Origin of the sequence: Desulfomonile tiedjei DSM 6799, assembly GCF_000266945.1 — a bacterium.
Classification (GTDB): Bacteria; Desulfobacterota; Desulfomonilia; order Desulfomonilales; family Desulfomonilaceae; genus Desulfomonile; species Desulfomonile tiedjei.
In genome coordinates this window covers 3,680,329-3,693,513 of sequence record NC_018025.1, presented here as the reverse complement: position 1 = coordinate 3,693,513, position 13,185 = coordinate 3,680,329, and the positions used below count along the sequence as shown (strand labels likewise).

The 13,185-nt window shown below is 50.2% G+C and carries 10 protein-coding genes; 4 read left to right on the top strand and 6 right to left on the bottom strand.

Annotated features, from left to right (window positions below):
- Window positions 1-24 precede the first annotated feature (24 nt).
- A complete protein-coding gene (locus tag DESTI_RS15640) occupies window positions 25-576 on the top strand; it encodes a hypothetical protein (RefSeq protein ID WP_014810939.1) in 552 nt (183 codons plus the stop codon).
- Between the two features lie 420 nt (window positions 577-996).
- Here the strand turns inward: DESTI_RS15640 and tkt are convergent, their stop codons facing one another.
- The 4 genes from tkt to dcd form a co-directional block, all read right to left on the bottom strand.
- Complete coding sequence (gene tkt, locus DESTI_RS15635; RefSeq protein ID WP_014810938.1) at window positions 997-3,015, bottom strand: transketolase; 2,019 nt, start codon at window positions 3,013-3,015, stop codon at window positions 997-999.
- 669 nt (window positions 3,016-3,684) lie between these two features.
- Window positions 3,685-5,763, bottom strand: a complete 2,079-nt coding sequence (locus DESTI_RS15625; protein ID WP_014810936.1) for a thioredoxin domain-containing protein — start codon at window positions 5,761-5,763, stop codon at window positions 3,685-3,687.
- A 126-nt stretch (window positions 5,764-5,889) separates the two neighbouring features.
- On the bottom strand, window positions 5,890-6,105 hold the full coding sequence (locus tag DESTI_RS31780) for a type II toxin-antitoxin system MqsA family antitoxin (protein ID WP_014810935.1): 216 nt from the start codon (window positions 6,103-6,105) through the stop codon (window positions 5,890-5,892).
- An 85-nt stretch (window positions 6,106-6,190) separates the two neighbouring features.
- Entirely contained in the window at window positions 6,191-6,703 is a 513-nt protein-coding gene (dcd, locus tag DESTI_RS15615) for a dCTP deaminase (protein ID WP_014810934.1), read from the bottom strand.
- Between the two features lie 159 nt (window positions 6,704-6,862).
- On the opposite strand from dcd, the gene DESTI_RS15610 reads away from it, so the two are divergent.
- A complete protein-coding gene (locus tag DESTI_RS15610) occupies window positions 6,863-8,386 on the top strand; it encodes an Rqc2 family fibronectin-binding protein (protein ID WP_014810933.1) in 1,524 nt (507 codons plus the stop codon).
- A gap of 210 nt (window positions 8,387-8,596) precedes the next feature.
- Here DESTI_RS15610 and DESTI_RS15605 read toward each other — a convergent pair whose 3' ends face one another.
- Together DESTI_RS15605 and DESTI_RS15600 are read right to left on the bottom strand one after the other, a co-directional pair.
- Window positions 8,597-9,253: an outer membrane protein assembly factor BamD gene (locus DESTI_RS15605; protein WP_014810932.1), complete on the bottom strand. Its 657-nt coding sequence runs from the start codon at window positions 9,251-9,253 to the stop codon at window positions 8,597-8,599.
- Window positions 9,254-9,363: 110 nt separating this feature from the next.
- Window positions 9,364-10,329: a polyprenyl synthetase family protein gene (locus tag DESTI_RS15600; protein WP_014810931.1), complete on the bottom strand. Its 966-nt coding sequence runs from the start codon at window positions 10,327-10,329 to the stop codon at window positions 9,364-9,366.
- 410 nt (window positions 10,330-10,739) lie between these two features.
- On the opposite strand from DESTI_RS15600, the gene DESTI_RS15590 reads away from it, so the two are divergent.
- Window positions 10,740-11,474 (top strand): tetratricopeptide repeat protein, encoded by a 735-nt coding sequence (locus tag DESTI_RS15590; RefSeq protein ID WP_014810930.1) that lies wholly within the window; start codon window positions 10,740-10,742, stop codon window positions 11,472-11,474.
- Window positions 11,475-11,479: 5 nt separating this feature from the next.
- Window positions 11,480-12,889: a lytic transglycosylase domain-containing protein gene (locus DESTI_RS15585; protein ID WP_014810929.1), complete on the top strand. Its 1,410-nt coding sequence runs from the start codon at window positions 11,480-11,482 to the stop codon at window positions 12,887-12,889.
- Window positions 12,890-13,185 lie beyond the last annotated feature (296 nt).

Genomic DNA, 13,185 nt, shown 5'->3' with positions numbered 1-13,185 from the left:
CTATAATTACCAGAGGAGATGCCAATGTCAGTGAGCGATTTATCCATTGCCAAATACGTACGGAGTCATGTGCAGTCAAAGATTCAGTCGAAGCAAAGAGAAGTAAAGCCTCAGACCACGGGCCGGTTGGAGAAAGCTTTTTCACTTTTACCGGACGACATTTTGGATTTGTTTCTTTCGGAAAACCGCGTTCTTACGATTGTCATCGAGCCCAACCTGCAAATTCCTCTCGGAATGGCCACAAAGACATTGCGAAAACCGAGCGGTCTCAATTACTTCATAATCATCCGGCAGGAGCAGGAAGACTGGCCTGAGGATTTGTTTCTCGGTGCTTTCTTCAGAGAACTCGGACATGTGGTACGTGAAAGACTTCCTGAAGACGAATGGCCTGTCCCTCGGGGCGATCGAGCCCGATTTCGGGAACGCATCGAATACGAAGCCGATGCGATGGTGTGGAAATGGGGCCTCAGGCATTACAGCATGAGACACCTGTTTGCAACGTATCCCGAGCAATGGGCGGAAAAGATAGTCTCCGAAATTGAGAAGATTCTCTCGGAAGATAGGCGGTTGCATTGAGAAATCGTTTTCATCTGCGCTATTTTGCCCTTCCAGTCTCTTTGTCCCAGACAGCCTCAAGAGCTAACATGGCATCATTACGGGGAAAAACCCGTTATGGCAACTCCCAAAATGAATGTCCGATTGAGGACAGGATCTTGGTCGGAATATGCGTTAACTTAGGGTCGAATTGCTTAAATGGGCACCTCCTTGTGTCAAGAAGACCATCATCAATGTCCCCCTCTTATAAAGGGGGATTCAGGGGGATTTCAGGGGCTTAGATCAAAATCCCCCCTGGCCCCCCTTTGTAAAAGGGGGGGGGACACTCTGATATAACGCTTATGGCATTAGTGGGTGCCGGCCTCCGTGCCGGCACATCTTCAATATGATTAATGATATCGATAGAATGGACCGGCAGAGACGCCTCCAGAATATGAGGGATTATTTCGTCGTGCTCGCAATGAGAGCCTCAGCTCGTTCCATTACATTTTCCACTGAGAAGCCATATCTTTTCATGACCTCGCCTCCGGGAGCAGAGGACCCGAACCGATCTACGGAGATAATATCTCCCTGCGATCCGGTCCATTCAGCCCAGCCGTAGCGCGATCCCGCTTCGATTGCGAGTCTTGTCTGGATCTGAGGCGGCAGCACACTGTCCTTGTATTCCTGTGATTGTTCCGAGAAAAGCTCCCAACTCGGCATGGAAATTACTCTGGCTTTGATTCCTTTTTCCGAAGCGAGGCGTTCCTGGGCGTTGATTGCAAGAGCTACCTCCGAACCAGATGCAATCAGGAGTATGTCGGGATCGCCCTGGCAATCGGACAGGATGTACGCTCCTTTGGCCAATTCTTTCGCCGCGGCAAACCTGTCGCGGTCCAGAGTCGGTACGTTTTGCCGTGTGAGAATCAGCGCAATGGGAGTCTTGCGTGTGACAGCCACCTTCCAGGCTTCTGCAGTCTCGTTTGCATCCGCAGGTCTGATTACCGTGAATCTGGGGATGGCTCGCATGGAAACGAGTTGTTCCACAGGCTGGTGAGTCGGACCGTCCTCTCCTACGGCAATACTGTCGTGGGTAAACACGAACAAGGAGTGCACGCCCATAAGTGCCGCTACTCGCAATGAAGGCTTTAGATAATCGGAGAAGATGAGAAACGTCGAGCCATACGGGATGACGCCGCCATGAAGGGCCATGCCGTTGACTATGGCTCCCATGCCGTGCTCTCGCACCCCGTAGCGAAGATTTCGTCCTCCTGGAGTTTGAGCCGCTTGATCGGGAGAGCCGGAAATCAGCGTCTTTGTTGAAGGAGCGAGATCCGCAGATCCACCGAGGAGATTTCTCACTCGTCCTGCAATTGCATTGAGCACTTTGCCGGAAGCAACCCGAGTGGCCACTCCCTTCGGATCCGGAGGAAATACAGGAATGTCGGCATCCCAGCCATCCGGAAGCTCACCGCGAAAGTATCTTCTCAGCGCTTCACCTTCTTCGGGAAAAGCTTTTGCGTATGCGGTGAAGAGATCTTCCCATTCTTTTTCCAACTGCTTACCGCGGTCGACACATAATCTGAATTCGATCAAAGCCTCCTCGGGAATATGGAAACTGGGCTCAAGAGGCCAGTTCAGCGTTTCTTTCGTGATTCTCAGCGCCTCTTCTCCAAGAGGCTCTCCATGTGCACTGGCACTGTCCTGTTTGGGGCTGCCATAGCCGATCCTGTTCCGCACCATAATGAGTGAAGGCCTGTCTCGGTCGCTTTGAGCATGTCTGATTGCGGAATCGATTGCGTCTATGTCATTCCCGTCAGTGACCCTGAGCACTTGCCATCCGTACGCCCTGAAACGTTGTTCCACGTCTTCGGTGAAAGTGAGCGCGGTATCTCCTTCAATGCAAATGTGATTGTCGTCGTACAGATAGATGAGTTTACCCAGACGAAGGTGACCGGCAAGAGAAGCTGCTTCCGAAGCGACGCCTTCCATGAGATCGCCGTCCGACACGATCGCGTACGTGAAATGATCCATGACAGCATACCCCGGACGATTGAATTGCGCGGCAAGGAACCGCTCGGCAATTGCCATGCCAACACCCATACCGAAGCCCTGCCCGAGGGGTCCTGTAGTTGCCTCAACACCGAGCTCCGGATCGTACTCGGGATGTCCTGGGGTTTTGCTCTGCCATTGCCTGAACAGCTTTATGTCTTCCAGCGAAAGATCGCAGCCGGTCATATGAAGAAGAGAATAGAGCAGGGCCGAGCCGTGGCCGGCCGAATGGACGTATCGATCACGATTTGGCCACCGGGTATTGCACGGGTTAAAACGGAGATATTTCGTCCATAAAACATACGCCATCGCCGCAGCTCCCAAAGGGAGTCCCGGATGGCCGGAATTCGCTTTTTGCACTGCTTCTGCAGAGAGTATTCTCAGGGTGTTTACGCAGAGTTCGTCAAGCTGATGCTGAGAAAGGCTCATATTTCAAGTCCTCCGAAGGGGGTTCCTATTCCACAACCAATGCAGAGTATTTGCCGCAAGAAGATAGATCTTTGGCACAGAAGTTTTCGTACGCGCACGGTGGGGAACAGGGGAGCATATTAACCAAAAATGACAAATTTTTCATGTATGGATTGGGAAAAATCCGAAATTATCGAGAATAAAGCGCATGAGAAGATCTGGCGGTACTATAGTAAGTGCCAAAACTAATGTCTGATTCAGAAAAAGGGTGTTGGTGGGTGCCGGCCTCCGTGCCGGCACATATTCAACATGAATAAATGATATCCCTCCGATGGACCGGCAGAGAGAGACTGTCTCAAGAGTCGCAAATGTAAAAAAGTCGTGGCACGACATCCTTCTTTCCGGCAATGAATTACCGGGCTATTATCCTACGTCCCTCCGGGACGTCACCTTCCTAAGCCCCAAAGGGGCGACAGAAAATAGCTCGGTGCTTCAGCGCCGGGTGGTCAGCGTGGCACGATTCTGAACGTCAATACGGTTTTGAGACACTTTCGAGACGCAGAGACGCCGGTCCTACCAATATCCTGTAATTCACACGCGGGATAAACGACAGAATTTTTGACACTGACTCTAAAGTTCGTGAGGTGAGGTACGAGGAATCCCCCTTGGTAGGGGGATTCCTCCCATAGATCAAGCGCTCAAAAGTTCCAAGACTCTGGAAGGTTCAGTGGTGGGCAATTCACAATGGTAATTCACGCAGACATAGGCTGTGGTTTTGTTCTCCAAAAGGGCAAAATCGTGATCGAACCGCACCACACGGAGCAAATTCTCATGCTTCCCATCCCGGAATCGCATCAGGACAACCTTGTTCGGCAAGAAATTTCTCCGAATTATCCGAAGCATAGGAAGCACGTCTTCTGTGCCCGAATTGGCTATGACAACCTCGTATGTACGGCCTTCGGCAAATTCCAGGCCCACGAGCATCTGGGTGTACGCGGACGGGAATTGTCTTAAAGTGCCTGCAAAGGCTTTGGCTATCTGTTCGGCCTTGCTCTCGAGTTCAGGATTCGACGTCATCCTGCCGAGTCGGAGTAAATTCAGGAGGGATACAGAGTTTCCTGACGGGACAGCGCCATCGTAGACCTCTTTCGTTCTCACCAGGAGATTTTCGGCATCCATTGCAGTGAAATAGAAACCGCCCCGCTCATCGTCCCAGAAGCGTTTGAGAAGATCGTCGTTCAATTCCAGTGCGGCTGCGAGGTACTGCGGCTCGAAAACGGTTTCGTAGAGTTCCAACAGTCCCCAGACAAAGAAAGCGAAATCATCCACATGTGCGGTCAAACCTGCCTCTCCATCTCTGAACCGATGCAAAAGCCTGCCCTGTTCATCCCTCAATGTGCTGAGCAGAAAATCTGCCGCTTTTCTTGCAGCTTCGCCGTATTCACGATTTTCGAACACCTGGGCCGCTTTGGCCAATGCCGCGATCATCAAACCGTTCCAATCCGTGAGAATCTTGTCATCCTTATGAGGATGGACTCGTCTTTCCCGAGTGCTGAACAGTTTCTCACGAATGGCGCGCAGCCGATCATGAAGCTCATGGGGAGTCATGTCTCTGGTTGCAGCAATTTCCTCAAATCGCGCGAGCAGGTGGGGAATGTTGGCTCCGGTGGCTTGTCCGGAAGCTTCATCGTGAAAGTTGCCCTCCGGTTCGAAATTGTAAACAGCGGAATAGAGGGCTGCGTCTTTTTGACCGAGCACATCCTCGATTTCCCTGAGTGTCCACACGTAGAATTTTCCTTCAACACCCTCGCTGTCAGCGTCTTCTGCGGAATAGAAGCCACCCTGGGGCGAAGTCATATCTCTGAGCACGTACGTGACGATTTCTTTCGCGGTGTCCGCGTAAAATTCGTTTCCTGTTGCCTGATATGCTTCGGTGTACGCCATGGTAAGCAAAGCCTGATCGTAGAGCATCTTTTCAAAATGGGGGACGAGCCACTCCGTGTCCGTGGAATAGCGATGAAAACCGAATCCCACATGATCGTATATGCCTCCCAATCGCAAGGCATGGAGCGTCTTCTCAACCATTTTCAACGCTTTCTCGTCGCCGGTTCTTTTCCAATATCTCAGGAGAAACAGCAGATTGTGGGGAGTCGGGAATTTGGGAGCCGGACTGAATCCCCCCCGAGCAGGATCGAAGCGTTTATCCAGTTCGGTGAATGCCTGTTCGAGAAGAGCTTTTCCCTGGACACTCCCTGATGACGCATCGGGCATCTGACGCAATGCATTCGTGACCTTGTCTGCGGATTCCAGCACGTCATTGCGCCGGGTTTGCCAGATTTCTCGAATGCGGTCCGAGAGTTCCACCATGCCTATCTTCCCGAATCTGCTCGTCTTGGGAAAATACGTGCCCGCAAAAAAAGGCTTCAGGTCAGGAGTGAGCACGACATTGAGAGGCCAGCCTCCACTTCCGGTCATCATTTGACACACGGTCATGTAGATGTTGTCGAGATCGGGTCTCTCTTCCCGATCTACCTTGATTGAGACGAAAGATTGATTCATCGCGGCGGCGGTCTCTTCATCTTCAAAACTTTCGTGTTCCATGACGTGGCACCAGTGACAAGTGGAGTATCCGATTGATAGGAAGATGGGTTTGTCTTCACTTCGCGCTTTTTTGAATGCCTCTTCTCCCCAGGGATACCAGTCAACCGGATTATGGGCATGTTGTAGGAGATACGGGCTCTTCTCGCTTGCCAGTCTGTTTGTGCTCATGTGCGCCCCTCTCTTTCTGACCGATTTAAGTACAAAGTGTGTAACGGCATGGAGAGATGCAAGAGAGGGAAAGCCGCGGACGACGAGTACACGGTGGAATTGTGTCTGTGCTGGCTCTGGAGGCGATTAACTCAATCTCGAACAATTAAGAAGATTGTCCAGTAACTTGGACTGCTCTTCAGTAAATCGACGATAACTCTCCACGGCCCACACACCTTCGCCGCATTCCGGACAAAAATCCCCCTTCATTTCGTGCAAAATAACAGACTTGCCTCCGTATGAAAGGATTTCGTCGCAGATTCTTGTCACCATCTCAGGGTGACCGCAGGATGGGCATCTCACGATTGCACCTCACTTCGCCTTGAACTGAATGACAGGAGGACTGCCATACTCATTCTATTATTGCAACCAGGCACTGAATCTGAACTCAGAGATTTTCCTGAATCCGATGTTTGCCTTCATAAATTGCCGCACCGACCGTGGTCTGAACGATGACCTGGCACACGCGGGTGTCAGGTTTGAGAATCAACGGAAACGGCGCCATATTGCTGATTTCAAGCACCTGCTTGTTGTTCGTTCCGGGCTGAATGAAACTGGCGGTAATATGCGTGAGCAGTCCTATGCGGGCAAATCGGGAGCGTCCTTGAATCCAGCCGCAAAGATCCGGAGCGAGGTGAATTCTTTCCCTGGTTATTCCTAGGATTGTCTCCCCGGGAAGGAGGGTGAACGATGACTTGTAATGGACGAGCTTCGTGATCTTCTCCAGTTCCATACTATCATCAACTACGACCCCTTTGCGAAGCTTTTTGAAAATCCGGAACTGGTTGCTCAAATTCATATCAATCGAACCAGGCCCGACCATGTCTTCGGAAAAGGGTTCGATCTGAATGCGACCTTCCCGAATTGCTTTCAAAAGCTCGTCTCTCGTTAGAACGCTCATAACCCGTCTCCTCATTTCGTATTGCGAAACGTCCCTGGGAAATGAATCAATGGTATACTTCTTATACATCGGATCGAGATCTCAACCAAAAGAGATCGGCTTCGGTACGAGATCGGCACGTTTAATCAGGATAAGGAATTTAACTGGATTGGGTAAGAAATGGATTTGGCAGTTCTCCAATTAGTGGCACGGGAGTTGAATGACCTGCTCCTCGGCGCATTCATCAACAAAATTCATCAACCTTTGCCCAGGGAGGTGGTATTGCGCATGAGGGCACCGGGTGGAGGTGAACAAAAACTCATGGTCAGCGCGGATCCACAATTGGGTCGCATTCATCTAACCCACTTAAAGATTCCCAATCCTCCGAGACCTCCTCGATTCTGCGCATTCCTCCGCGCCCACTTTCAAGGCAGCAAAATTACCGGCTGTTCCAGTCTTCCGGACGATCGAGTGGTCATGATCTTTGCCACAAGGGGCACTGGTGAGGAGAGAACCGAGCGAATACTTGTCCTGGAACTTCTTGGGCGGGACTCCAATATCATTCTGGTAGACGCCGTTTCCGGTCTCATCCTCGATTGCTTACACCACATACCGGAGAAGGAAGCAGGCAGCAGGATCGTTCTTCCGGGAATAGAGTACACTGTTCCACCCAAACACGGCAGAGCTGCGGAATCGTTGGACGAGATAGTCAAAGAACGAAATCTTTCGCCCGGTATACACATAGATTCCAAAGGGAAGAAGCGGCTTACGGTCAGCGCAATTTTGCCGGAAGACGAGACATTCTCCGCGATGAATGAAGCGGTGGACGCGTTTTTTCGTCCCAGGCTGGAATCTCTGTTGCTGAACCAGGCGAAAAGAGAAATCGCTGCTCCTGTGAGAGCACGTATCAATTCATTGGATCGGCGCCTGAAAAAGATCAAAGTTGACGAGACACGATTGAAAGAGTTTTCCGGCCGCCAATATGAAGGCGAACTCCTGAAAGCGAATCTCGGGAAGATGCGAAAAGGAATGGACTCGATCCGTGTCCAGGACTGGATCACCGGCGGGGAAAGAATTGTCCTGCTGGAGCCTTCCTTGAATCCCGTGGAGAACATGGAACGCATTTTCAGGAAAGCGGCGAAAGGCAAAAGAGGCGAACAGGCAGTCCAACGACGCGTGGCGGAAACCATCGCGGAAATGCGTGCCTTGGAAGACCAACTCTTCTACATCATGGAATGCGACGAAATTGATGAGTTGGAAATGCTGGCTGGAGATTTCCATAAGGAAACCCCTCAGTCCAAATCCCAATCCAGGCCCCCCACTGATCGAGAATCAAAGCTCTTCCGGACATTCGCATCACCGTCAGGCGCGAGCGTCTTCGTAGGACTGCATGCTCGAAGTAACGAGTTCCTTGTCCGCAAGAAAGCCCGTCCTGGAGACCTGTGGTTCCATGTGAAAGATTATCCGGGCGCTCACGTTCTGCTGAAGAAAGAAGGTGCAGCCCCTCATAGAGCGGAAGACCTGGATTTTGCAGCCGCACTGGCTGTGCATTTTTCCAAAGCTGCGAATAAAGGCAAGGTCGAGGTGATGATTGCAGACGCAAAGGATGTGTCCCCCATGAAAGGGGGAATTCCCGGACAGGTATCGGTAAAGCACTACAGAACGATCGTGTCGGAAGGTTTCAAGGGCGGTTTACCGGGTTGAAAAACCCAATCGGGAGAAGCCCGGTGTAATGCTGCTTCTAGAGCGCTCAAACTATTCCGCAATTATGCATATAAGATGGCGTAGGCTGAGGTGTCCTGAGCGGAGTATTAGACGGCTTTGCGTCGTCCGGAGCGAAGGATACCTCAGCCTGCCAGATTATGAAAAGAAAAGCGAATCAGTATCAGGAGTGCGCAGGAATTGTCGATCCGATCATTTATTTTTTATGCTGCCGATTAGCTCGTTTGCCTCTTCATCGAAGCCCAGCTTGGGATACTCGTCCAGGACTCTTTTTGCAGCCATCCTTGCAGCCTGATAATTGCCCATACCAACGTATGTCCGAGCCTTATATAATTCTTTTGCGGCAAGTTTTTTTAAACATTCCTTGTACTTTTCTTCGGCCTGTTTCGCGAATTCTCCGGCATCGGGGTCGTCCATGATAGCCTTGAAAGCTTTTGCGGAACGTTGAGCAAGAGCACTGTCCAGATCGGCATTCTTTATCTGGTTAAAATGGGCCAGAGCGATTTGATATTTTGCCCGCTGCAACTCTTTGTGGCCGGGATGTAACTCGACAAACTGAAGGTATCTTGAAATCGCCTTTTCATACTGACCCTGTTCGAAAAAGGAATCCGCTATCTTCAGGTAGACCTCCGGAATCTGTTTGAAATCAGGATATGCTGATTTGAGACGTTCATAGGTCTCGATAGCCTGAGGATAGTTCTTCTTCTGAAAATCTGCTTCGGCCGCGCTAAAAAGTTCGTCCGCGCTTGCAGCTTTGCCGGCCGTTTCGGTGTTCCAGATTGAAGGGCAGCCCGAACAGACAACTGCCGCAACACATATCACGAAAACCGAAAGAATGTACCTGGGCATGCTAACCTTCGTCATTGTTCTCTACCGGACAAGGTGTATCAAGTCCTCGGATTTCCTTCAAGGATTAAACACAATTTAAAACAAAAAAAATGCCGGAAGATCCGAGTGGTTCAATATGTCCTGTGGAGTATCCTTTCAGCAAGCTTCATGAGTGCTCGCTTTTCTTCAGTATCGGGAAAGATTTCCAGGTGAGCCGTACCTTTCTCGAGAAACGCCCTGCCTGACTCCAGAGTTTGTTGTATCCCGCCAGTACGTTCGACCCAGTTTCTGATCCAGACCTGGTCGTCTCCTGAAAGCGTCTTTTCTTCAATCATCTTCTCAACCCGATTCCTCTCAGGCGCAGTCGCGTTCCTGAGAGCTGCTATAAGAGGCAGGGTTAACTTTCCTTCCTGGATATCCTTGCACTGGGGTTTCCCCATGGTTTGCACATCGGACCGGTAATCAATAACATCATCGGTCATCTGGAATGCTATTCCGAGGTTCAAACCGAATTGAGCAAGCGCTTCCTCTTTATTCGGCTCGAAGTTCCCCAAGATTGCGCCTCCTCTACAGGCTGCTTCCATCAGAACGGCTGTCTTGTCCGTAATCACCTGAAGATAGTCAGCTTCAGTCAGGTCCAAATTGCCGATATTGGCCATTTGAAAGAGTTCGCCTTCGCTAAGCCGTTCGGTTGCGGCAGAAACAATTTCCAGAATGCGAAGGTTGCCGATAGACGTCAGAGCAGAGAATGCCTTGGCAAGTATGAAATCTCCTCCCAGCACGCACATTTCGTTCGACCACAGGGTGTTTGCCGACGGTCGGCCACGTCGTGTGTCAGCATCGTCGACCACATCATCATGCAACAGTGTCGCCGTGTGAATACATTCGATGGCCCCTGACAGCTTCAGAGCGTTCAATCCCGTGTACCCGCCCATTCGTGCGGCAATAATCGCAAGCTGGGGACGTATCCGCTTTCCTCCGCTGTTCATGATGTGAGCGCCAATTTCGAATGCTACAGGAACACGGCTTTCAAGATGCTCGATAAGTTCATTTTCGAGCTTCTGCATATCTGACTGAATCGATTCAAGCAGATCCACGTGTTTCCTCCCGAATTATCGAAAATTTCGGCCCAGTCCTGAACGTCATTGGAAAATGGATAATAGGTCGATCCTATTGCATAATAGTCAAGAATTCCGCACCATAAGACACGCGTTGCTCCAACGGCAACCAGTTACCCTAGCATTTTTCAATGGGAACCGCAACCGGTTGCTATGCTTTGCACAAATGCCATTTTCTTCGGATAAAGTAAGAGGCCTGAATTCAGCCGCTTTTCGCTGCGTATGATTCTATGGTATGTATAGAATATTGATTCAGTCGAGAGTTCGGACTCTGACTTGGAGCCGATCGGCTGATTGCGGACACCAGAATCGAGACAGTAGCGAGAGTTCCCTCTAAAAGAGCGGGAACGATCTCATAATTAATCTCTGTTCCAGCCGGGAAGATCGATTTGCAGCGAAACTTTGCCGCCATGCTGTTGCTCGTAATTTGTGCAAATGCCGTGTGCGTTCTTGCAGCAGATGGATCTTCGGATTTCGAAGTCGGCCTTGCTTATCGAATGGAAGGTAAGAACGGAGCAGCCGTCGAAACATTCCGCAAAGTGCCTTCCACGTCGCCCTATTATGTCCAGGCAATGATACATCTCGGCGCTGCATTGGAGGATCTGGGCAAGAAGAAAGAGGCGGTTCAAGCTTACGAATCGTGCCTCAAGCAGAACCCCGGGAATCAAATTGCCATCCGTAACCTGACTCAGTTGAACTCGGCCATGACATGCGAAAAAATAATCAAACTTCCCAGCACGACTAAAGATGAGTTGATATATAACGCTTTTTCCGCGGCGAAAGCCAAAGATGCGAAACGTGCTGCGGATCTTTGCAGGCTGTACATCGGTTTATTTTCCAGCGATCCCAGGTCTTTATTCACATCAGCCATTGTTTCAGAGCGCATGGGCGATTTCGACCAGGCCATCGAAATCTATGAAGAAGCTATGGAATTATTTCCCGATTTCATCCCTGCTCGTGTCAACCACGTGCTGGCTTTGGTCAGAGAAGGGAATCGAGAAGCGGCGCTCAAAGTGGCTCAAAAAGCTCTGGAGACCAGACCCGAAAACAAACAGTTGAGAAGTCTGGCCGAACTGGTAAAGCAACTCCCCAAGACGGACAGAAATCCGGCCAAGGATGATTGAGGCTCATGACCCGACTGCGGAATACAGTCATTCTCTGCATCATACTACCTGTAGCTTTGTTCGTTATGCTTGCTACCGATGCTGTCAAAGAGGAACTTGGGGTAAGGACTCGCTTATTAAGTATGTATTATCTTTCCAAACAGTTAGCTGCAGAGGTTGCCCTTGCGAATTCCAGAGATCCTCAGGAGTTGCCTCCAAACTACGGTCGAATTTTGGACGATTATTCTCACATCCTTGACAGCTCGGCTTTTCAGGAACTCGTCTCAATATCGGGACACTTTCCGGAATCATCGTTTTCTAAGATGCTGGTTTCTCGTTTCATGCTCTGGGTGGAAAATCTCCCGGGAGATTTCTTCTCAGTCGATCCGCTGAATCAGTTGGCAGTAACGCTGAATATGCTTGAGAAGATGCAGCGTCTGAATAATCTCGAACGGGAAAAATTACTTCTGAAGCATGCGCTGGATTGCCTCTATCAGAATCCTCAGGAACCGGGAACCTGCTGGCAAACTGTCCGGAAAATTCCGGAGATAGTCCTGCAGCAGGGCCTCGATTTTTGTGGAGAGAGAATTCCGCTGGCGCGTCCGGATGTACGCAAACGGATCGAATACCAGATAGCATATCTTCTTACCGATTTAAGAACCACTACTACTACGTGGCTCACGAGGAGAGACCGCTACACTCAAGCGATAGACGCTATTCTCAAAGCTGAACAGGTTCCATCGGAATTCACCTTGTTGCCGGCTCTTGAATCCGGCTACAATCGGAGAGTTGTTTCTCCTTCCATGGCAGGAGGATGGTGGCAGTTTGTTAAACCTACGGCGATTCAGACTCTATCAAAAGATCCGGACCTGGATTGGTCTCTTCAAATTAACTCTGTCAAGGACGAGAGACGCGATCTGGCTCTTTCCACCCGGTCCGCTGCACGGTACCTCAAATGGTTGCGGCAGAAGCTCGGAAGGGGAGACCGACCGGGTAGCTGGCTGACTGCGGCAGCCGCATACAATGCAGGTTTCAGTGAGATCAAGCATCGTACGAACGCCTATAATTCGCTGGAATTCTGGGACATGAAGCTGCCTATTGAGACCGAAGAATATGTCCCCCGATGGATAGCGTTTTATCTTATCGATCGAAACAGAGACTTTTATGAAATCGACGTGCCGGAAATACAACCACTGGAATTCGATACCATAGAGGGAGTACGATTCTCACAAGATCTGCCGCTGGCCCATCTCGCAGTGCTGACACAGACTTCCGTACGCTTCCTGCGAGAGATCAACGGTTCACTTACTCGGGACCAGACTTCGTTTCGGGCAATGCGCAATAACGAGCCGCTTACCTATACGATCCATGTTCCCAAAGGAACAAAGGACGAAGTGATGTGGATGCTTAAAACCAAAAAGTATCTCCGGGACTGATACCCATGCGCTGTCAAAGCAGAGAGATTCGGGAAATTGCCATGATTTTACAGCAATAATCGACCGGTCATTCATTCTTTAAGTTCATGCGAGGTGCCGCGAGTCAGCTGATTGCAGTCATCCTGAATCTCATAGATGATTATGGCATCTTTTCCATATAATTATGGATTATATCCAATAGCATTGCGCGTGGTAGCTTTCGGTTTTCCATGTAGAGCGCCCGGATCGCTCGCTTTCAATTTGTGGCATGCTCATTGCGTAGTGATTTATTGGTTAGTCTTGAATCATTTACATTT

Excerpts from the sequence above, each read along its gene's own strand:
- DESTI_RS15640 (WP_014810939.1), top strand. The coding sequence starts at position 25 with ATGTCAGTGAGCGATTTATCCATTGCCAAATACGTACGGAGTCATGTG.
- tkt (WP_014810938.1), bottom strand. The coding sequence starts at position 3,015 with ATGAGCCTTTCTCAGCATCAGCTTGACGAACTCTGCGTAAACACCCTG.
- DESTI_RS15625 (WP_014810936.1), bottom strand. The coding sequence starts at position 5,763 with ATGAGCACAAACAGACTGGCAAGCGAGAAGAGCCCGTATCTCCTACAA.
- dcd (WP_014810934.1), bottom strand. The coding sequence starts at position 6,703 with ATGAGCGTTCTAACGAGAGACGAGCTTTTGAAAGCAATTCGGGAAGGT.
- DESTI_RS15610 (WP_014810933.1), top strand. The coding sequence starts at position 6,863 with ATGGATTTGGCAGTTCTCCAATTAGTGGCACGGGAGTTGAATGACCTG.
- DESTI_RS15605 (WP_014810932.1), bottom strand. The coding sequence starts at position 9,253 with ATGCCCAGGTACATTCTTTCGGTTTTCGTGATATGTGTTGCGGCAGTT.
- DESTI_RS15585 (WP_014810929.1), top strand. The coding sequence starts at position 11,480 with ATGACCCGACTGCGGAATACAGTCATTCTCTGCATCATACTACCTGTA.